Raw genomic sequence first — 20,660 nt, forward strand, 5'->3', positions numbered from 1 at the left:
CGCCCCCGAGGAGAGGGGCGACATCGCTCCCCCCGAGGACCCGGTGCCGGGCCTCTCCGCCGACCTGGCCGAAAGCCTCGACACCTGGGCCGCCGAATTCGACGCCGTCCTGGTGCACGACGACCCGGCCTCCTCGGCCTTCCCGTCCCCGGCCGTGCAGGAGCAGTTCCACGCCCGGGGTGCGGCAACGGCCGGCCGACCGGCCGCCGAACTGGGCGGCGGGTGGACGGTGACCTTCCACGACGGCCGTACCAGCACAGGCCGCCCGGTCCCCGCAGCCCCGTCCGTCCGGCGCCACGGTGACCGACCTCGGGCCGCGCAAGTCGCGCCGGTGCCGCACGCCGGGGGCGAGTCCTGGCCAACTTCCGTCCACCCGTGGCTGATCGCGCCCGGCCGGGGCAGACGAGGGCCCGGGTCCGCACCGGGCCCGGCCGTCGAAGGAGACCATGATGAACAGCCACGTACCGGTGAACCTGTCCACCGCGGAGCTGACCGCCGAAGCCGCCGAACTGGTCCGGTCCGCCGCACTGAGCACCGGCCCCGACGGCCGCCCCGGGCTGGTGCACCCGGCGGACGCCGTGGAGACCGTGGCGGCGCTCGCGGGGCTGACCGCCCGGCTGCCCGAACTCCTCGACCAGCTGGCCTCGTTCCTCAGCAGCGAACAGGCCGCCGGACGGATCGGGCCCCAGCGCGGCGCCGGTGACGACGCGGCCCACGACGCGCTCCGGGCGGCCCGCGACGCCCGCGAGCAGCTCTACGAGGCGGGCCGCACCGCCGCCCTCCTCGCCGAGTCGGTGGCGTCGGCCGCGACCGTACTCGCCCCGCTCGGCGCCGCCCACCAGCCGGGGAAGCCAGCCGCCCCACACGCCTGACGGCCCGGCGGCCCCGGCGAACGACGCCTCCAGCGGTGCGGCGCGGCTCAGCGCAACGAGAAGGACCCCGGCGGACGCCGGGGCCCTTCCGCATGCGCTACTGGTCCGCGACCCACGGGTCGCTCAGCCAGACGATGGAGAAGACCGACTTCGGAGGGTAGGACGCAAAACCCCCGCCGTCCTTCCTGACGTGCACCCAGCCCTCCGGGCCGACACGCGTCATACCCTGGTCTGCGGCGTGCCCGCCCTCGGTGGCGGGGAGCATGATTCTGGCTTCGGTCCACGTGGTCTGTGTCATGTACCGACTGTTCCCGGACCCGCGGTGGGTCCGCCACTCGGCGTGCGCCGGGCGGATGGCTGCGGGGCACGATCGTGCGACATCCGCCTGGGAGCGGCTGACCATTCGGACCGGTCACCTGCTGCAGACCGGGAGCGTAGAACTGGACACGTGAACGATCGCGCCCGCGGACACAGCCCGACAAACCTGGACGCGCACTCAGCGTCAGAGGTACGAGGTTTGTGGTCCCCCCATCTGTGCCGCAGTCCGCCGGGGCTTTCGAAGAATCCCTGGATCGTGCGGATCACGGAAAGTCACCTGAGCGCTTCGAGAGCCGCATCCCACGGATAGGCGGCAGGGTTGCCCATGCCAGGCTCATTCGGGACGTAGCAGCCGCCGCCGAGTAGCACCCGTACGCCTGCGCCGCGGAGCGCCTCGATGGACCGGTCGAACTGCGGGTGAGCGGTCAGTGCGGTATTGGTGCACGGCATCACCAGCAACGGGATCCGCTTGCCGATTGCCTCAGCTGCGTACCCGATGGCCCACGAGGTGGTGATCCCGAGCGCCAGCGAGTTGATCGAGTTCAGCGTAGCGGGGGCGAACAGGATCGTGTCGGCCGGCGGGAGCGGGTTGGGCTCGCCCGGCCGCCGGTACCGGGACTTCACCGGGTGCCCGGTCAGCTCCTCCAGGTAGGCCAGGTCGCCGTGCAGCCAGTCCGCGGCGGTCGGGGTCAGGCCGAGGACGACGTCCCATCCGCGAGCCTGGGCCTGGGTGATGACCTTCGTCGCGTCCAGGATCGGCGGGGCGGCGGAGCCGAGCAGGTACAGCACGGGAGCGGGCATGCGGCCATGCAACCTCTCGCCCCGGGGCGGGTGCAAGTGTGAACAGTTCACGGCCCCGCACCGGACTGGTCCGAGTACCGTCTGACGGGACGTCGGGCGCGTGGAGGTGGGCCGTGCAGGTGGACTTCGAGCCGGAGACCGTGGGCAAGCGGGTGGCCCGGGCGCGGAAGCTCCGGCACCTGACCCAGACCGGGCTGGCACAGGCCGCGCAGGTGTCCGTGTCGATGGTGTCGCAGGTCGAGCAGGGCAAGCGGCAGGCCGGCCCGGCCGTCCTCGCCGCGCTGGCCCGGGCGTTCTCCGTCCCGGTTGCCGACCTGCAAGGCCGGCCGTACCTCGAGGAGCTCCGCCGGGACCAGCTCGACGGTCTGATCCAGCCGATCCGCGAAGCCCTCGACCTCTTCGACCTGGGGGCGGACCCGGACGTCGCACCCCGCCCGCCCGCCGACTTGGTGGAGCACACCGAACGGATCTGCCGACTGATCCGCGCCTCGGACCTTCGGGCCGCTGCAGCCGAATTGGCCGGGCTGATCAGCGAGACCACCACCGCAGCGCACACGACCGGGGACCAGCGGCTGTGGCTGGCCCTGGCCACCCAGTACCGCTGCGGGTTCGACGTGGCCTCGAAGCTCGGATTCCACGATCTCGGCAGCATCGCACTCGACCGGATGGGCTGGGCCGCAGACCGGGCGTCCGACGCCGCGACCGCCACGATCCGCCTGTACAACCGCGCGTTGGCCTACCTGCGGGCCGGGCAATATCGGACGGGTATCCGGATCGCCGAGCTCGCCCGGACGACCGCCGCCCAGGCCGACCAAGGCCTCGTGCGCGACACCGTCACGGGGCAGGTCCACCTCGCCGCCGCCGTGCTCGCCGCGCGGGCGCAGCACCCGGAGGCGGTCGAAGGCAACATCGGGGAGGCCCGGCGGATCGCGGACCGCACCGGTGAGGTGACCGAGCTGATGTGGCTGTCCTTCGGTCCGACCAACGTCGCGGTCCACGAAGTCAGCTGCCTGATCGACCAGGACATGTACCGGCAGGCCCTCGACATCGCCCGGACGACTGGCCGGCCTCCCGGGCCGCACACCATCACGCGGAGATCGCCCGGGCGCAGCTGTGGACCGGCCGCACCGACGGGGCGTTCCGCAGCCTGCTCGTGGCTCGGCAGCTCGCGCCGCAGCAGGCCCGGCACAGCCCCGCCGTGCGGGAGACCATGGCCGGCGTCCTGCGAGTCCAGCCGTCCCTGACCGACACCGTGTCCGGGTATGCGATGTGGCTGGGGCTGTGACCAGGCACTGACACGCCGCTGTGTGAGTTGCCGGGCCCGGTGGCGATCACACTTTCCTGACCAGCCGGAACGTCAGGAGAGGTGCAGATGGAGACGGAGCGCGGACAGCAGGTGCCGGGGTGGATGCCGCCGGACGACACGGTGGTGCCGGTCGCCGCCGGCGCGGACTGGGACGCTGTCCGGGTGGCTCAGCACATCGGATTGGCCGCGCTCGCCCTGATCGACGCCGAGACAGGGCACAGCCCTGGGCCGGTCATCCGCGATGCATCGCGCGAGCCGCGTCTGTACTTCCTCGTGGCCGCCGGTATAGGCCCGGGCGCCTTCGAGGAGCCTGCGCAACTGCTCGGCGTCGGCCATCACCTCGCGGTTCCGGGTGCAGCGGTGTTGCACCCGCCCGGCCCGTACTGGCTCGTGCCGCCGGACCCGGATCACCCGGAGTGCTTCGTCGACGTGCAGCTTCTCGCCCGGACGCTACGGCAGGTCCGCGGCGCCAGCTGGGTCGAGTGGGAGCCGCCGGGCGGGATGCTTCACCAGATCCTGGTGAACACCGCGCAGCTGCACGGCCGGGCGTGCGTGGTATGCCGGACCGTGAAGGTGGATCTGGTGCCAGCAGGACATGTTTATGCGATCGTCGGCAAGGGGCGATTGGGCTACCCGGTGACGGCCTGCGTCTATGACGCGGACCGAATCGGCCGCTGACCGACCATCAGGCCCCGGTCGCCTTGGCAGGGGGATGCTGCGACAGCTGATGGTTGCACAGGTGCAAATCCTGGCGTTTGAGCGGCATGAAATCGAGTCCGCAGCCAAGGACCGCCGGACTGCTCAGGCGCGGCGGCCGACGTCGGTGGGTTCGGCGTTGCTCTCCATCGAGGCCTACAGCCCGGGCGCCTCCGCCACGCGAGCTGTCGATCGGCCGCACAGCGTCACCGGCTCCGGCGTCAACCGGGCTCCGGCGTACCTCGGCGAATGTCCCGCGCCATTGACCACGCGGCCTCCGAGGCCAGTCGCAATGCTCCGCGTCGCGGCTTTCCACGGCTCTGAGCACGACTTCTCTCGGCGGCGGGAGGGACCGGGCCGCCCGACACAGGCGAGTTCCCGGAACGCAGCACCGCCCCCGGGGCGTGCGGGAGCCCGGTGGCGTCGGTCGGTGGCCGGGTGTTGACTGGATTGGCGTGTTCGCGGGCGCCGGGCTGCCGTGACGGGCGTGCGGCGCCGGAGCCTCGCCCGGGGCTGCTGACACAGCGTCCCCGATGCCACCGTACGGCCTGCCTGCTCGCGCCCCCCACCCAGCCCACGGGAGAAGCCATGACGACGCTGCTGCAGGGAGCGTTGGCCGGAGCCGCCGCCGGCGCCGCCGGTACGACGGCGCTGAACACCGTCGGCTACCTCGACATGGTCGTCCGGGCCCGGCCCGCGAGCTCGACCCCCGAGGTGACCGTCGAGAAGCTCTCCGAGGCCGTGCACGTCCAGGTGCCCGGGGACCGGAAGGAGCGGGAGAACCGCACCGCGGGCCTCGGCCCGCTGACAGGGATCGCGGCCGGGGTCGGCATGGGAGTGGCCCTGGGAGTGGCGCGCGCGGCGGGCTGGCGTCCGTCCACCGCCGTCACCTACGTCGTGGCCGGCGTCGGCGCGCTGATCGGCACCAACGGCCCGATGACCGTCCTCAAGGTCACCGACCCGCGCACCTGGGCGCTCAAGGACTGGATCGCCGACATCGTGCCGCACGCCGCCTACGCCGCGGTGACCGTCGCCGTCGTCGAAGGCCTCGACCCCTGACGCCCGACCTCCCCGAGGAGCGGGGCCCGAGGGACGGGGCCCGGGCCGGGCGCCGGCCCGCCCCCGGTTAGGATCGGCGGATGTCCGGTCTCCGCAGCGCACTCGACGCCCGTGAACCGGCGATCCGCCGCCGCCTGCCGGTCGCCCTGCGGGCCGCCGCGGTGCTGCTGCTGCCCTGGATCGTCGTGCTCGCGCTCACCGCCAAGGGCCACTTCGGTGCCCGCAACCTGTCCAACTCCTGGGTCTGGCTCGACCTCATCGAGGTGACGGCGCTGCTCCTGCTCGCCGCGCTGGTCCGCCGCCGCCACCGGGCGACCAGCCCGATCGCCTCCGCGACCGCCGTGCTGCTGTTCATGGACGCCTTCTTCGACCTCTGGTCCGCGCACCGCGGTGCCCCGCTGCTCACCGCCCAGGTCCTGGCCTACTGCGCCGAACTTCCGAGCGTGCTGGTGCTGGTGGTGCTCTCCTGGTACTCGCTGGCGTGGGCCGCGGCACCGGCGCGCGCCGACTTGCAGCGGGTGTAGCCCGGACGGCGTGACCGGTCCTCAGGAGAGCTGGGACCAGACCGTGTCGATCAGCTCCGCGGTCTGCTCCGGCCGGTTGCGCAGGTCGCCGCCGGGGTACCGGATCTGGACCGTCAGCCCGCGGGCGGCGCGCTGGCAGAGCACCACGTTGACGGTGTCGTCCGCCGGTGTGCCGCCCGCGTTGGTCGGCTGGTTGGCGATCAGGCAAGACACCTCGCCGATGCGCCGCACCTCCTCCGGTGCCCGGACCAGCCCGAGCCGCGCCGCGTCCTGGTACGCGACCCAGGGGCCGGGGGTGTTGGCGCGGACGGCCACCAGCAGGAAGGTCTGCTCCAGCTGCCGGTCCGCGTAGCGCCGGGCGAGCCCGGCGGCGCCGCCGTACGCCTCGGAGAGCTGCTCGGCGGTGCGGGTGTCCTCGTCGGTGACCCGGTCGCCCTCCGCCGCGCCCTTGTCCGCGTCGAGCGCGGTCACCGCCGACCGGTAGGTGGTGAATCCGGGCAGCTCGGACGGCGCGGTGAGCGGGCCGCCGGTGGTACCGGACGGCGCGGCGGCCGGGTGGACGGTGAGCAGGATGGTGGTGGCGGTGACCAGGGCGCCGAGCAGCAGACCGATCAGGCCGCCGATCCACGGGTTGGCGATCGTCGTCCGGGTGCGGCCCGACCCGGCCGTCGCGGCCCGGTCCTCGATGGTCGGTGGGTGGCTCATCCCCACAATCTGGCAAGCCCGCGCCCGCTCCGTGCGGGTTTCGCGTGAACTCGCCCGATCCCGTGGGTCGTTCAGCCGGATCGCGGGTGGCCGCTGGCCGTGTTCAGGGCGTCCCAGCCGCTCAGTTTGACCCGCTCGCCGCGGCCGAGCGCGGCGGCGGTCCGGTGCTCGCGCTCGTCGATGCCCAGCCACTCGGCGTACGTCACCGGACGGACCCCGCGGGCCGCGAGCCGCTCGGCCAGGGGTGGCGCGCCGGGGTCCGCGTGGTGGGGCGGGGCGCCGCCCGGGAGCCGGTCGGCGAGCAGCGAACGGACGGTCTGCGCGGCGTCCGCCTTGTTGGTGCCGATCACGCCGGAGGGCCCGCGCTTCAGCCAGCCGGCGACGTACTCGCCCGGCCGGGGCCGGCCGTCGGCGCCCAGGACCCGCCCTTCGGCGTTGGGGACCACGGCACGCCGTTCGTCGAAGGGCACCCCGGCGAGCGGCGCGGAGCGGTAACCGACCGAGCGCAGCACCAGCTGGACGGGCAGGACCTCGTACACCCCGGTGCCCACGGCCCCGCCGGCCGCGCCCGGGGCGGTCCGCTCCAGCCGCAGCGCCGTCACCCGTCCGGGCCCGAGGACCTCCACCGGGCGGCGCCAGAACCGGAAGCACACCCGGCGGCCGCCGCCGTGGGGCCCCCGGGCGGCCCAGTCGGCCACGACGGCCAGGTTGCCCCGGACCCGGCGGTCCGCCGGGTCCGCACCGGGGGGCCGCACGCCGTCCCCCGGGGAGGCACCGGCGTCCCCCGGGAAGGCACCGGCGAGGTGGCCGGGCGAGGCGTCGACGGCGATGTCGACACCCGGCAGCCCACCGAGTTCGCGCAGCTCCTTGGTGGTGAACCGGGCCTCGGCGGGCCCCCGGCGGCTGATCACGTGGATCTCCCGGACCCGGCTGGCGGCCAGCGCGGCGAGCACCGGATCCGGTACGTCGGTCGGGCCGAAGTCGGCGGCCGGGCGGGCCAGGACCCGGGCCACGTCCAGCGCCACGTTGCCGGCCCCGATCACCGCTACCGAGACCGCGTCCAGGGCGAACCGGCCGGGGTCGGCGTCCGGGTGCCCGCAGTACCAGCGCACGAAGTCGGCGGCCGCCGCGCTGCCCGGCAGTTCCTCGCCGGGCACGCCCAGCCGCCGGTCCAGCGGGGCGCCGGTCGCGTACACCACCGCGTCGTAGCAGGACAGCAGCATCTCGCGGGTCACCTCGCCGCCGAGCCGCAGCCCGCCGAGGAACCGCACCCGGGGGTCCTCCAGCACCCGCCGGAGGTAGTCGGCGATCGACCGGATCGACGGGTGGTCGGGGGCGACGCCGTAGCGCACCAGACCGTACGGGGTGGGCAGGCGGTCCAGGACGTCCACCGTCACCCGCACCGCGGCGCCGTCGGCGGCCTGAGCCGCCTGCGCGGTCTGCTTGACCAGTGCCTCGGCCGTGTACAGGCCGGCCGGACCCGAGCCGACCACGGCCACCCGCAGGACCTGCGTCCCGGGGCCCGGCCCGAGGTCCAGCCCGCCGCTCACGGGGCCGGGCCGGCCGCGAAGGGGAGCTGTCATGGGATCCTCCTGCCGGCCCGTCCCGGCCGGGCCGCGAGGTGGGCGGACGGCCGGACCGCCGGATGCCGTCGGCTTCCATCCTCGCACCACGGGCCGCGGCACCTCGACCGGGCGGAGCCGGCGGGTGCGCGGAGGCGCGGCAGGGCGTGGACACGGACGAGGGGGCGCGCCCCGGAAGGCGCGCCCCCTCGTCCGTGTCACCGGCGTACGTCACCGCGGTAGGTCACCAGCGGTACCAGCGGCCCCGGCTGCCGGAAGCGCCGGTGCCCCGGGCCACGAACCCGATCAGCCACACCGCCAGAACGATGACCGCCACCCACCAGAGCGCCTTGAGGGCGAAACCCGCGCCGAAGAGGATCACGGCCAGCAGAAGGACCAGCAGAAGAGGAACCATGGTGAACGACCTCCAAATCGTTGACAGGGCCTCGCCTGCCCCGCTTCCGGCCGGATAGTCACCTCGGTTTCCGCCCGGCTGCGGCCGCGGCCGGGACGGCCGTGGTGCGGGGTCACGGTGAGGTGTTCCCGCGGTGCGGGAGGGCAGACGGGAGGGCAGACGGACGTACGGGAAGTCCGGCACCGGCCGACCGGTGCCGTCGGGAGAGGCGGGCGCGACATGGACACGGACCAGGGCACCACCACGGCCGCCGTCGGCGCCGCGTCCGCCCTCCGGCCGGGCCCGGTCCGCCGCCTCGCGCTGTCCGGCCGGGCCGGCGCCATCGGCCGCAGCCGCGACCACGCCGCCTCCGTCCTGCGGGAATGGGGCTGGCTCCCGGCCGACGACGCGCAGCGGCGGGCCCGGACCGAGGACGTGCTGCTGGTCGTCTCCGAACTCGTCACCAACGCCTGCCGCCACGCGGGCGGCGCCGCCGAACTGGTGATCGCCGTCGCCGCGCACACGCTGCGCATCGAGGTCACCGACCTGAGCCCGGCCGCCCCCGCCCCGCTGGTCCCGATGGCCCCACCGACCCCGCCGGCCCCCGCTGCGCAGGTCCCCGCCCGGATCCCGCCGCAGCTGCCCGGCCGCCCGGGCGGCTACGGGCTGCGCGCCGTGGCGATGCTCGCCAGCCGGTGGGGCTGCACCCCGGGACCGGACGCGTCCGGGAAGGTGGTCTGGGCGGAGCTCGAGCTGCCCGGACTTGCGGCGGGTCCTGCACACATGTCGTGAAGTGTTCGCACCCGGTGGAACCCGTCGGGTAGCCTCCAGGCGGCACGTTCCCGTGTCGGCGAGTGAAACCCGAGACGCCCGGCGCGACCTGCCGGCGCCGCGGGCCGGGGTGGCAACGGCGGGGGCACAGCCCGCCACGGAGGCGACGTTCCATGGCTGGCTCGACCAAGTCCGCTCCTGCGACCGGCCCGGGTGCCGCGACGGCCGACACTGTGGCGACCGCCGACGCGCCGACCGCCGGAGTGCCGACCGACACTGTGGCGACCGCCGGTGCGCCGGTCGACGGGGTACCGGCCCCCGAGGTGCCCGCGCAGGGCGTACGGGCCGACCGGCCGCACCTCGACGGAGCGCCGGCCGACCGAGCGCACGCCGACCGGCCGAACGCCGGCGGACCGCACGCCGACGGCCCGGACCCCGACGCGGTGCGCCTCGACGCGGTGCGGGTCGGCGAGCCCGAACTGCGGCTGCTGCTGGCCGGTCTGACCGCCGTACGGGACGGCGACTTCGGGACCACGCTCCCGGTCGAGGCCAACGGCCTGCTCGGCGAGATCGCCCTGGTGTTCAACGGCATGGTCGACCAGCTGTCGCTGTTCACCTCCGAGGTGACCCGGGTGGCCCGCGAGGTGGGCACCGAGGGGCAGTTGGGCGGGCAGGCCGAGGTGCCGGGGGTGTCGGGCACCTGGAAGGACCTGACCGACTCGGTCAACGCGATGGCGGGCAACCTCACCTCCCAGGTGCGGGACATCGCCCAGGTCGCCACGGCGGTGGCCAAGGGCGACCTCTCCCAGAAGATCGACGTGGCGGCCCGCGGCGAGATCCTGGAGCTGAAGAACACCGTCAACACGATGGTGGACCAGCTGGGTTCGTTCGCGGGCGAGGTGACGCGCGTCGCCCGTGAGGTCGGCAGCGAGGGCCGGCTCGGCGGGCAGGCCCAGGTCCCCGGGGTGGCCGGGACCTGGCGCGACCTCACCGACTCGGTCAACTTCATGGCCGGCAACCTGACCAACCAGGTCCGCAACATCGCCCAGGTGACCACGGCGGTCGCCAGGGGCGACCTGTCGCAGAAGATCACGGTCGATGCGCGCGGCGAGATCCTGGAGCTGAAGAACACCGTCAACACGATGGTGGACCAGCTGGGTTCGTTCGCGGGCGAGGTGACGCGGGTGGCCCGTGAGGTGGGGACCGAGGGCCGGCTCGGCGGGCAGGCCGACGTCAAGGGCGTCTCCGGGACCTGGCGCGACCTCACCGACTCGGTCAACTCGATGGCCGGCAACCTCACGGACCAGGTCCGCTCGATCGCGCAGGTCGCCACCGCGGTCGCCGAGGGCGACCTGTCGCAGAAGATCACGGTCGATGCGCGCGGCGAGATCCTGGAGCTCAAGGAGACCATCAACACGATGGTGGACCAGCTGGGTTCGTTCGCGGGCGAGGTGACGCGGGTGGCCCGTGAGGTGGGGACCGAGGGCCGGCTCGGCGGGCAGGCCGACGTCCGGGACGTCTCCGGGACCTGGCGCGACCTCACCGAGTCCGTCAACGTGATGGCGGACAACCTGACCGCCCAGGTCCGCTCGATCGCCGAGGTCACCACCGCGGTCGCCCGCGGCGACCTGTCGCAGAAGATCAGGGTGGACGCGCGCGGGGAGATCCTGGAGCTCAAGGAGACCATCAACACGATGGTCGACCAGCTGTCGGCGTTCGCGGACGAGGTGACCCGGGTCGCCCGCGAGGTCGGCACCGAGGGCAACCTCGGCGGCCAGGCGACCGTCCGCGGCGTCTCCGGTACCTGGAAGGACCTCACCGACAACGTCAACGTGATGGCCTCCAACCTGACCGGACAGGTCCGCTCGATCGCGCAGGTCGCCACCGCCGTCGCCAAGGGCGACCTGTCGCAGAAGATCACCGTCGAGGCCAAGGGCGAGGTCGCCGCGCTGGCCGGCGTCATCAACACCATGGTCGACACGCTCTCCGCGTTCGCCGACGAGGTGACCCGGGTCGCCCGCGAGGTGGGCACCGAGGGCACCCTCGGCGGGCAGGCCCGGGTCCCCAACGTCGCCGGGACCTGGAAGGACCTCACCGACAACGTCAACTTCATGGCCCACAACCTCACCAGCCAGGTCCGCAACATCGCCCAGGTGACCACCGCCGTCGCCAACGGCGACCTCACCCGCAAGATCGACGTCGACGCCCGCGGCGAGATCCTGGAACTCAAGACCACCATCAACACCATGGTCGACCAGCTGAGTTCGTTCGCCGCCGAGGTCACCCGGGTGGCCCGCGAGGTCGGCAGCGAAGGCCGGCTCGGCGGCCAGGCCGAGGTCGAAGGCGTCTCCGGCACCTGGAAGCGGCTCACCGAGAACGTCAACGAACTGGCCGGCAACCTCACCCGCCAGGTCCGTGCCATCGCCGAGGTGACCAGCGCCGTCGCCGCCGGCGACCTGACCCGCTCGATCACCGTGGACGCCTCCGGCGAGGTCGCCGACCTCAAGGACAACGTCAACTTCATGGTGGAGTCGCTGCGCGAGACCACCCGCGCCAACGAGGAACAGGACTGGCTCAAGTCCAGCCTGGCCCGGATCTCCGGCCTGATGCAGGGCCAGCGCGACCTCGACGTGGTCGCCGAGCTGGTCATGGACGAGCTGACCCCGCTGGTGCACGCCCAGTACGGCGCGTTCTACCTCGCCGAGGAGAGCGAGGACACCACCCACCTCAACCTGATCGGCTCCTACGCCCGCCACGACGGGGCGGCCGTCCGGCGCTTCGGGCTCGGCCAGTCCTTCGTCGGCCAGGCGGCCCGCAGCCGCCGCACCATCGCCGTCGACGACCTGCCGCCCGGCTACGTGACGGTCTCCTCCGGCCTCGGCCGCACCGAGGCCGTCTCGCTGGTGGTCCTGCCGATCGTGGTGGAGGACCAGGTGCTCGGCGTGATCGAGCTGGCCACCGTCCGCGCCTTCACCCAGGTCCACCGGGACTTCCTGGAACAGCTGATGGAGGTCGTCGGCGTCAACGTCAACACCATCGTCGCCAACGCCAGGACCGACGAACTGCTCGGCGAGTCCCAGCGGTTGACCGCCGAACTGCAGGCCCGCTCGCGCGAACTGCAGGCCCGGCAGGAGGAACTCCAGGAGTCCAACGCCGAACTCGAGGACAAGGCCGAGCTGCTGGCCGCGCAGAACCGCGACATCGAGACCAAGAACCTGGAGATCGAGCAGGCCCGGCAGGAACTCGAGGACCGCGCCCACCAGCTCTCACTGGCCTCCAAGTACAAGTCCGAGTTCCTCGCCAACATGAGCCACGAGCTGCGCACCCCGCTCAACAGCCTGCTGATCCTCGCCCAGCTGCTCGCCCAGAACCCGGCCCGCAACCTGACCGCCAAGCAGGTCGAGTACGCCGGCATCATCCACTCCGCCGGCTCCGACCTGCTGCAGCTGATCAACGACATCCTGGACCTCTCCAAGGTCGAGGCCGGCAAGATGGACATCAGCCCCGAGCACGTGCCGCTGCGCCGGCTGCTGGACTACGTCGAGTCGACGTTCCGGCCGCTGACCGGCCAGAAGAGCCTGACCTTCGACGTGACCCTGGCCCCCGAGGTACCGGAGGGCCTGCTGACCGACGACTACCGGCTCCGGCAGGTGCTGCGCAACCTGCTCTCCAACGCCGTCAAGTTCACCGAGCGCGGCGGGGTGGAGCTGCGGATCGGGCTGGTCGAGGAGCGGCAGGCACCCGAGGCGGCCCGGCGCGGCGGCCCGGTGATCGCGTTCCGGGTCCACGACACCGGCATCGGCATCGCCCCGCAGCACCTGGAGACCGTCTTCGGCGCCTTCCAGCAGGCCGACGGCACCACCAGCCGCCGGTACGGCGGAACCGGCCTCGGACTGTCGATCAGCCGCGAGATCGCCTTCCTGCTCGGCGGGGTGATCACCGCCGAGAGCACCGTCGGCCAGGGCTCCACCTTCACCCTGTACCTGCCCGCCGACCGCGCCGACCTCGCCGGACCCGGCGTCCCCGGCACCCGGACCGAGCCCGAGGCCGTGAGCGCCCCCGCCGGTGGCGAACGGCGCACCACCCCCGCCGCACCCGCCGCCGCGCCGGTCCGACCGCGCCGGCTGCTGGTCGTCGAGGACCGTCCCCGCGGCCTGCTCTCGCTGGTCGCCGAGAGCGCGCTGGCCGACCTCGCCGACCCCGGCGGCCACCCCCGCGGCGGCGACACCCGCGGCCCGGTGGAGCTGGTCACCGCCGTGGGCGCGCAGGAGGCGGCCGCCGCACTGGCCACCACCCCCTGCCACTGCGTGGTCCTCGAACTCGACCTGCCCGACGGGGCCGCCGAACGCTTCCTCGGCGAGATGCACCGCGACCCGGCCCTGCGCGGCGTGCCCGTCCTCGCCCACCACGGCCGCCGCCTCGGCGCCGACGAGGAACAGGCCCTGCACGACCGCGCGGCCGGCCGCCCGCTGGAACTCATCTCCAGCCTCGACGAGCTGCGCGAACGGATCGCCCTGCACCTGAGCGCCGAGCGGCCCGGCGACGTGCTGCCCCCGGTCCGGGCCGAGGCCGCCGCCCAGCCGCCCGCCGACGACCTCGACACCGCCTTCGCCGGCCGGACCGTCCTGGTGGTCGACGACGACGACCGCAACCTCTACGCCATCACCGGCATCCTCGAACTCCACGGCATGCGCGTGCTGCAGGCCGAGAACGGCCGCGCCGCGATCGACACCCTGGCCGCCCACCCCGGGATCGATGTCATCCTGATGGACGTGATGATGCCCGAGATGGACGGGTACGCGGCCACCGCGGCGATCCGCGCGATGCCCGAACACGCCGACCTGCCGATCATCGCCGTCACCGCCAAGGCGATGGTCGGCGACCGTGAGAAGAGCCTCGCCGCCGGCGCCAGCGACTACGTCACCAAGCCGGTGGACGCGCACGACCTGATGGCCCGGATCAAGAGCCGGCTGACCGTCTGACCCGCGTCCGCCCGGCCGTTCGGCGCCCGACCGGTGCCCCGACACCCGAGGAGCAACCCGTCGTGCACGACCCCCACCAGAGCGGACCAGGACCCGCCGGCCCCCGCCCCGACACGGACGGCCCCGGCGAACCCGCCCCCGACCCGGCGCCCGGCGTCGCCGTCCTCGCCCGGGACCCGGGGGCCGATCCCCCCACCGACGGCCTCACCACCGACGGCCTCACCCCCTGGGACCCCCGCGCGGTCGGCCGGCTCGCCAGCACCGTCGAGCGGCTGCGCGACGAACTGGAACGGGCCCAGGCCGGGACCGAGGGCCGCGCCCTGGTCGAGATGGCCATGGGCATCCTGATCGAACGGCTCAGCTGCAGCCCGACCCAGGCGGCCGGACAGCTCGACACCCTCGCCGAACAGGCCGGCCTCTCCGTCCTGGAACTGGCGGCCGACCTGGTCAACCGGCGGTCCGCCGACCGGATCGCCGCCGCCGCCCGCGAGTTCGTCACCGCGGCCACCGCCCCGGACGCCCCCTCGGTCGGGCTGCGGCTGCGCGCCGCCGAGGCCGGCGCCCTCGCCGGGGCCGACGCGGAGGCGGTCGCCGCCTCGATGCTGGACCACGCCCTGCGGCCGCTCGGCGCGGAGGCGGTCGCGATCTGGGCCGCCCACCCCGACCAGTCGCTCTCGCTGGCCGGCAGCGCCGGCTTCGACGCGGGCGAACCGGCCCGCTGGCGCTACGTACCACCCGGCGTACCGACCCCCGCCCGCCAGGCGCTCGACCGCCGCCACACCGCCGACTACCCGTCACTGGCCGACGCCGGCCTGCCGTCCATCGGCCACCACCAGCTCTCCGGCGGACGCGTCGCCCTCCCCGTCGGCTCGGCCGGCCGGATCATCGGCGCCCTGGAGATCTGCTGGAGCGGCGAACTGCCCCCGCACAGCCGGCCCGAACGTCGCCAGATCGAGGCACTGGCCGAACTGTGCGCCACCGCCCTCGAATCACAGCCCGCCACCGGGCCCGGACACCCGGCCGGCGAGAGCGCCGACCAGCAGCTCACCGAACTGCTCCAGCTCGCCGACGGCCTCCACGACCCCTGCCTCGTCCTGGAACCCCTCACCGGCGCGCCCGACCTGCCCCTGCGCTTCCTGATCCGGCACGTCAACCCCGGCTTCGTCGACTTCGCCGGCCGCCGGCCCGGCGCCGTGGTCGGCACCCGGCTGCTGGACGCCTACCCGCTGGCCGCCGAACCCGGCGGACTCTTCGAGAAGGTCGAGCACGTCTTCGCGACCGGCGAGCCGTTCCGCGCCGAGAGCATGCGGCTGGCGGCCCTGGTCGACGGCGTCCCGCTGACCACCGAGGCCCGGGTCAGCATCAGCCGCCACGGCCGGCACCTGGCCGTCGTCTGGCGCCTCGACGACGGCACCCCGCGGGTCGCCCGGCTGCTCCAGCACGCCCAGCGCCTCGGCCGGATCGGCGGCTTCGAGGAGAACCTGACCACCGGCCAGATCGCCTGGAACGAGCCGCTGTTCGAGCTGCACGGCCTGCCGCCCACCGCCCGCCCGATCGCACTGCACCAACTTCCCGAGCACGCGCACCCCGACGACGCCCACGCCATCGGGCGCTTCCTGCGCACCGTGCTGCACCACCGGCGCGCCGCGTCCACGGCGTTCCGGCTCCAGCGCGCCGACGGTGTCGCCCGCTACATCCGGGTGGTCGCCGAACCCGTCCTCGACGAGCAGTCCCGCCTGGCCGGCGTCCGCGGCGCCTACCAGGACATCTCCGCCCAGCACTGGACCGAGGTCGCCCTCGCCGCCACCCGCGACCAACTCGCCCACACCGAGGCCCAGGCCGCCGAACGCAGCCGGCTCGCCCTCCAGCTCCAGCACGCCATCATGCCGCCCAGCCGCGGCCCGCTGACCCTGAACGACCTGCGGGTCGCCGTCCGCTACCGCCCCGCCGAGAAGGACCACCTGGTCGGCGGCGACTGGTACGACGCGCTCGCCCTGCCCAGCGGCCAGATCCTGCTCTGCGTCGGCGACGTGGCCGGCCACGGCATCGACGCCGCCACCGGCATGGTCGCGCTCCGCAACGCCCTGCGCGGCCTCGCCGCCACCGGCGCCGGACCGGCCCAGCTGCTGGCCTGGCTCAACAGCGTCACCCACCACCTGACCGACAACGTCACCGCCACCGCCGTCTGCGGCGTCTACGACCCGGCCACCCGCCGGCTGCGCTGGGCCCGGGCGGGCCACCTGCCACCGGTCCTGCTCCGGGACGGAGCGGCGCGGACGCTGCCCGACCTCGGCGGCATCCTGCTCGGCGCGATCGACCAGGCCGACTACGAGGAGGGCGAGATCCAGCTGATCCCGGGCGACACCCTGATGATGTACACCGACGGCCTGATCGAACGCCGCGACCGTTCCCTGCAGGCCTCCCTGCACAGCCTGCTGGCCACCGCCCAGGCCCCGCCACCGTCCGACGACCCCGCCGAACTCGAGCACCGCCTGGACCACCTGCTCCGCTACAGCAGCGCGGACACCGACGACGACACCTGCCTGATCGGCGTCAGAATCGGCTGACCCGCCGTGGCAGCGGCGCTGCGACGGCGGGTCCGGGTGGTCGGGCGGGTGGAGGCGCTCAGCACTGCGGCCGACGGCCGTGGTTGGCCTTGCGCCTCGCGCGGCCCTTCTTCTTGCGGCGACGCTTCGATGACATGGCCGCTCCTCTCGCAGCAGACGGTCCTGGCACCCCCTTCCTCCCACGGTGGCACACCGGGGCCGGGGCGGCGCGGCGTCCGCGGGCCCGGGGGTCAGCTGTACCAGGACGCCTCGGTCGGCCGCGCGGTGCGGGGCACCGGCCGTAGCGGCATCGGCCACTGCCGGTCACCGTCGGTCAGGACGCAGACCGGGTCCCCGCGCATCGCCCCCGGCAGCTCCAGCCGGACGTCGATGCCGACGGGCGGATCGGTCGGCAGCACCGTGGTGAGCGTCCGGGCCCCGGCGTGGTGGCCGTGGAGCCGTTCGAACCCCACCGGCTTCCCGTTCACCAGGAGCTCCAGCTCCCGTACGGTGCCCAGGTGCACCACGGCCGTCACCGAACAGCCGGCGTGCTCGCGGTGGAACTGGTAGTCGCGGCCCATGAACGCCTCCCGTCACCGGCCCCCGGGCTCCATCGTGACACCGCGCGCCGCAAGCGGCCGTCCGCGGCCGCTCCCGCCCCCGCCGCGGGGCCCGGGGCATAGCATCGTCGGGACCGTGATCCGCACACCCCCGGGGGGAACCATGACCACGCTGGCCGACCGACCCAACACCGCCCTGCTCGTCATCGACGTGCAGAACGGCGTCGTGGCCCACGCCCACGACCGCGACACCGTCATCGCCAACATCGCCGCCCTGGTCGAGCGGGCGCGCACCGCCGGGGTCGACGTCGTCTGGGTCCAGCACAACGACGACGAGCTCCGCAGCGGCACCGAGAGCTGGCAGTACGTGGGCGAGCTGGTCCGCCAGGAGCCCGAGGCGCTGGTGCAGAAGGCCTACGGCGACTCCTTCGAGGACACCGACCTGGAGGCGGTGCTCGCCGCCCGCGGCGTCGGCCACCTCTACGTCGCGGGTGCGCAGACCGACGCCTGCATCCGCTCGACCCTGCACGGCGCGATCACCCGCGGCTACGACGCGACCCTGGTCGGCGACGCCCACACCACCGAGGACCTGTCGGCGTACGGCGCGCCGACGCCCGAGCAGGTCATCGCCCACACCAACCTGTACTGGCAGCACCACTCGGCGCCCGGCCGTACGGGCGGTACGGTCGCCACCGCGGACGTCGACTTCGGCCCGCGCACCGCGGCCTGAGGCCGGAAAGCAGTTGCGCAACCGCTGACCCGGTCGGCAGGGTGCGGGGATGGACACCCGAACCGACGACGGCGCCGCCGCGGACCCCGCGGCACCCCGGACCTCCCCGCAGCTCGGCGCACTCACCGAGACGCCCATCACCGCGGCCCTGCTGCGCGGCGCCCTCGACCTGGAACGCACCGAGCACGGCCTGCTGCCGCACCGGCTGCCCGCCCGGGCCCGGGCCCAGTGCGCCGACGGGCAGCTGGCCATGGCCTCGGCCCAGCCCTCGGGGGTCCGGCTGGTCCTCGCCACCCGGGCGACCGTCGTCGAACTGGACGTGCTGCCCACCAAACTGGCCTACCCGGGCGTCCCGCCCCGGCCCGACGGCGTGTACGACCTGGTGGTCGACGGCCACCGGGCCGGCCGGGCCACCGCCGCCGGCGGCAAGGTCATGACCGTGGACCTGGCCACCGGCGCGACGGTGACCCGGCCGGGCCCGGTCGCCACCGTCCGGTTCGCCGGACTGCCCGCGGACGACAAGCGGGTGGAGATCTGGCTCCCGCACCGGGAGGTCACCGAGCTGGTCGCGCTGCGCACCGACGCCCCCGTCGAACCGGCGTCGGACCAGGGCCGCAAGGTGTGGCTGCACCACGGCAGTTCGATCAGCCACGGCTCGGACGCCGACAGCCCCACCACCACCTGGCCGGCGCTGGCCGCCGCCGGCGGCGGCGTGGAACTGGTCAACCTGGGGCTCGGCGGCAGCGCCCTGCTCGACCCGTTCACCGCGCGGGCCATCCGGGACACACCCGCGGACCTGATCAGCGTCAAGATCGGCATCAACCTGGTCAACACCGACCTGATGCGGCTGCGCGCCTTCGTCCCGGCGGTCCACGGCTTCCTCGACACCATCCGCGACGGCCACCCCGACACCCCGCTGCTGGTGGTCTCCCCGATCCTGTGCCCCATCCACGAGGACACCCCCGGGCCGTGCGCGCCGGACTTCAGCGACGGGAAGCTGCGGTTCCGGGCCACCGGCGACCCGGCGGAGCGGGCCGCCGGCAAGCTGACACTCACCGTCATCCGGGAGGAACTGGCCCGGCTCACCGCCGCCCGCGCGGCCGACGACCCCCACCTGCACCACCTGGACGGCCGGGACCTCTACGGCGAGGCGGACTACGCCGAGCTGCCGCTGCCCGACGAGCTCCACCCGGACGCCGCCACCCACCGGCGCATCGGCGAGCGGTTCGCCGCGCTGGCCTTCGGCCCCGGCGGCCCGTTCGGCACCGGAGGGGCCTGAACACGCGGCCGTACGTACGGTCGTGCACGCGGCCGCGGGCGCGGTTACGGCAGCGCCCCGGCGAGGACGGTGCCCACCACCCGCCGGACGGCCGACGGGTCCGGCGGGGTGCCCGTACGGTCGGCGAACAGCGCTCGCGCAGGTGTTGCACGAGGTCGGCGCGGCCGTCGACGCGCTGGGCGGCAGCTTCACGGCGCGGTCCTCGACGCTGACGGCCACCGCGGTGCGGTCCACCGCGGTGCGGTCCACCGCGGTGCGGTCCACCGCGGTGCGGTCCACCGTGGGGTGAGCGCGCCGCGGGCCGCTCCCGGCCTCGCGGCGGGAGCGGCCCGCAGGTGTCAGCCCCGTACGGCCTGCGGCCGGGCCGCCGCGGGCTCCCCGGCCGGTGGCGTCGCCGTTGCCGTTGCCGGTGCCGTCGCCGGGGCGGTCCGGCGGGCCGGGACCAGCAGCGCGGCGAACGCCGCAGCCAGGCAGAACGCCGCGAGCAGCGCGAAGCCGTGGGTGTAGCCCGACTCGTACGGGCGGCCGGAGGGCTGGAGGTGGCCGGTGACCAGGCCGGTCATCAGGGCCGCGCCGATCGAGCCGCCGATGGTGCGGATGTTGGCGTTCATGCCGGTGGCCGCGCCGGTCTGGGCCGCGGGCACGCTGTGGACGATCAGGTTGCTCATCGAGGCGAAGGCCAGGCCGATGCCGAGGCCGAAGACGCCGGCGGCCAGCGCCACCTGCCACTGCTGCCCGTGCCAGCCCGCGAGGATCGCGCAGGCGGCGGCGCCGAGCACGGCGCCCGTGGTGAGCTGGGCCTTGGCCGGGAACCGGCCGGCCAGCCGCCCGCTGAGCACCCCGGAGACGAACATGGCGACCAGCATCGGCAGCATCAGCAGTCCCGCGCCGGTCACGCTCGCGCCGAAGCCGTAGCCCGCGGAGGACGGGGTCTGGGCGAAGCCGGGGAGGAACGCCCAGACCGCGTACATGCCCCCGCCGAACAGCAGTCCGGCGGCGTTGGTCGTCCAGACGGCCGGCAGCCGCATGATGCGCAGGTCGATCAGCGGGTTGCGGGACCTGGCCTCGGCCAGCACCCAGGCGGCGAACAGGACCACGGCCGCCGTGAGCAGCACGAGCACGGTGGGGGAGCCCCAACCCCACTTGGAGGCCTGGCTGATGGGCAGCAGCAGGGCCACCAGCCAGCCGGACAGCAGCACCGACGCGAGCCAGTTGACGCTGCCGGAGGTCCGGGTCGGGGACTCGGGGATGTAGCGGTGGGCGATCACCGCGGTGGCGGCGACCACGATCACCGGGAACCAGAACAGCCAGCGGTAGTCCAGGGCGCCGACGATCGGCCCGGCCAGCACCATGCCGAGGCCGCTGCCCACCGCGATCACGGCGGACAGGTTGCTGATGCTGGTGGACACCCGTTCGGCGGGGAACTCGTCGCGGATGATGCCGAAGGAGAGCGGGAACAGTGAGCGTTTTCAGGGTGGGCACCGATCGGGTGATGGCCTGGCGGTCGGGGTGAGGGCAGAACGAACGAGGCTCCCGGGCGGTTGAGCGAGATGTC

17 protein-coding genes and 1 pseudogene are annotated in these 20,660 nt (G+C 74.2%); 11 read left to right on the top strand and 7 right to left on the bottom strand.

What is annotated here, in order from left to right; genetic code table 11:
* Positions 1–449: 449 nt before the first annotated feature.
* Complete coding sequence (locus AB0D08_RS02660) at positions 450–872, top strand: hypothetical protein (RefSeq protein ID WP_033825089.1); 423 nt, start codon at positions 450–452, stop codon at positions 870–872.
* Between the two features lie 97 nt (positions 873–969).
* Here AB0D08_RS02660 and AB0D08_RS02665 read toward each other — a convergent pair whose 3' ends face one another.
* Together AB0D08_RS02665 and AB0D08_RS02670 are read right to left on the bottom strand one after the other, a co-directional pair.
* Positions 970–1,170 carry a hypothetical protein gene (locus tag AB0D08_RS02665; RefSeq protein WP_149038630.1) on the bottom strand — a complete coding sequence of 67 codons (201 nt, stop codon included), beginning with the start codon at positions 1,168–1,170 and terminating at the stop codon, positions 970–972.
* A 293-nt stretch (positions 1,171–1,463) separates the two neighbouring features.
* On the bottom strand, positions 1,464–1,991 hold the full coding sequence (locus AB0D08_RS02670) for a flavoprotein (RefSeq protein ID WP_359886029.1): 528 nt from the start codon (positions 1,989–1,991) through the stop codon (positions 1,464–1,466).
* Positions 1,992–2,104: 113 nt separating this feature from the next.
* Between AB0D08_RS02670 and AB0D08_RS02675 the strand changes: the two genes are divergently transcribed.
* The 4 genes from AB0D08_RS02675 (at position 2,105) to AB0D08_RS02690 (ending at position 5,576) form a co-directional block, all read left to right on the top strand.
* Entirely contained in the window at positions 2,105–3,235 is a 1,131-nt protein-coding gene (locus tag AB0D08_RS02675; RefSeq protein ID WP_359886030.1) for a helix-turn-helix transcriptional regulator, read from the top strand.
* A 128-nt stretch (positions 3,236–3,363) separates the two neighbouring features.
* Complete coding sequence (locus AB0D08_RS02680) at positions 3,364–3,975, top strand: hypothetical protein (protein WP_359886031.1); 612 nt, start codon at positions 3,364–3,366, stop codon at positions 3,973–3,975.
* Positions 3,976–4,581: 606 nt separating this feature from the next.
* Positions 4,582–5,052 (top strand): hypothetical protein, encoded by a 471-nt coding sequence (locus AB0D08_RS02685; RefSeq protein WP_033825086.1) that lies wholly within the window; start codon positions 4,582–4,584, stop codon positions 5,050–5,052.
* 80 nt (positions 5,053–5,132) lie between these two features.
* The gene (locus tag AB0D08_RS02690) at positions 5,133–5,576 is read left to right on the top strand and encodes a hypothetical protein (protein ID WP_359886032.1); all 444 of its coding nucleotides are present in this window, start codon (positions 5,133–5,135) and stop codon (positions 5,574–5,576) included.
* A 21-nt stretch (positions 5,577–5,597) separates the two neighbouring features.
* On the opposite strand, the gene AB0D08_RS02695 is transcribed toward AB0D08_RS02690, so the two are convergent.
* The 3 genes from AB0D08_RS02695 to AB0D08_RS02705 all read right to left on the bottom strand — a co-directional run bounded on the left by AB0D08_RS02695 (position 5,598) and on the right by AB0D08_RS02705 (position 8,258).
* Complete coding sequence (locus tag AB0D08_RS02695; RefSeq protein ID WP_359886033.1) at positions 5,598–6,281, bottom strand: hypothetical protein; 684 nt, start codon at positions 6,279–6,281, stop codon at positions 5,598–5,600.
* A gap of 71 nt (positions 6,282–6,352) precedes the next feature.
* Complete coding sequence (locus AB0D08_RS02700) at positions 6,353–7,864, bottom strand: FAD-dependent oxidoreductase (protein ID WP_359886034.1); 1,512 nt, start codon at positions 7,862–7,864, stop codon at positions 6,353–6,355.
* Positions 7,865–8,087: 223 nt separating this feature from the next.
* A complete protein-coding gene (locus AB0D08_RS02705; RefSeq protein ID WP_033825083.1) occupies positions 8,088–8,258 on the bottom strand; it encodes a hypothetical protein in 171 nt (56 codons plus the stop codon).
* Positions 8,259–8,477: 219 nt separating this feature from the next.
* Between AB0D08_RS02705 and AB0D08_RS02710 the strand changes: the two genes are divergently transcribed.
* From AB0D08_RS02710 to AB0D08_RS02720, 3 genes are all read left to right on the top strand, one after another.
* Positions 8,478–9,029, top strand: a complete 552-nt coding sequence (locus tag AB0D08_RS02710; RefSeq protein ID WP_051814138.1) for an ATP-binding protein — start codon at positions 8,478–8,480, stop codon at positions 9,027–9,029.
* A 152-nt stretch (positions 9,030–9,181) separates the two neighbouring features.
* Positions 9,182–13,990: a HAMP domain-containing protein gene (locus AB0D08_RS02715; protein WP_359886035.1), complete on the top strand. Its 4,809-nt coding sequence runs from the start codon at positions 9,182–9,184 to the stop codon at positions 13,988–13,990.
* 62 nt (positions 13,991–14,052) lie between these two features.
* The gene (locus AB0D08_RS02720) at positions 14,053–16,557 is read left to right on the top strand and encodes a SpoIIE family protein phosphatase (protein ID WP_359886036.1); all 2,505 of its coding nucleotides are present in this window, start codon (positions 14,053–14,055) and stop codon (positions 16,555–16,557) included.
* A gap of 230 nt (positions 16,558–16,787) precedes the next feature.
* Here AB0D08_RS02720 and AB0D08_RS02725 read toward each other — a convergent pair whose 3' ends face one another.
* Positions 16,788–17,117 carry a hypothetical protein gene (locus AB0D08_RS02725; RefSeq protein WP_359886037.1) on the bottom strand — a complete coding sequence of 110 codons (330 nt, stop codon included), beginning with the start codon at positions 17,115–17,117 and terminating at the stop codon, positions 16,788–16,790.
* Between the two features lie 142 nt (positions 17,118–17,259).
* Here AB0D08_RS02725 and AB0D08_RS02730 point away from each other — a divergent pair, with 142 nt between their 5' ends.
* The 3 genes from AB0D08_RS02730 to AB0D08_RS02740 all read left to right on the top strand — a co-directional run bounded on the left by AB0D08_RS02730 (position 17,260) and on the right by AB0D08_RS02740 (position 19,394).
* Positions 17,260–17,826, top strand: a complete 567-nt coding sequence (locus AB0D08_RS02730) for an isochorismatase family protein (protein ID WP_033825079.1) — start codon at positions 17,260–17,262, stop codon at positions 17,824–17,826.
* Positions 17,827–17,875: 49 nt separating this feature from the next.
* Positions 17,876–19,105: a GDSL-type esterase/lipase family protein gene (locus AB0D08_RS02735; RefSeq protein ID WP_359886038.1), complete on the top strand. Its 1,230-nt coding sequence runs from the start codon at positions 17,876–17,878 to the stop codon at positions 19,103–19,105.
* 142 nt (positions 19,106–19,247) lie between these two features.
* Positions 19,248–19,394, top strand: coding sequence for a hypothetical protein (locus AB0D08_RS02740; protein WP_359886039.1), 147 nt, complete (start codon positions 19,248–19,250; stop codon positions 19,392–19,394).
* A gap of 49 nt (positions 19,395–19,443) precedes the next feature.
* On the opposite strand, the pseudogene AB0D08_RS02745 reads toward AB0D08_RS02740, so the two are convergent.
* Positions 19,444–20,568: pseudogene (locus AB0D08_RS02745) on the bottom strand (MFS transporter); the annotation flags it as partial.
* Positions 20,569–20,660: the final 92 nt, after the last annotated feature.

The sequence above is a fragment of the Kitasatospora sp. NPDC048540 genome (assembly GCF_040651175.1).
GTDB lineage: Bacteria > Actinomycetota > Actinomycetes > Streptomycetales > Streptomycetaceae > Kitasatospora.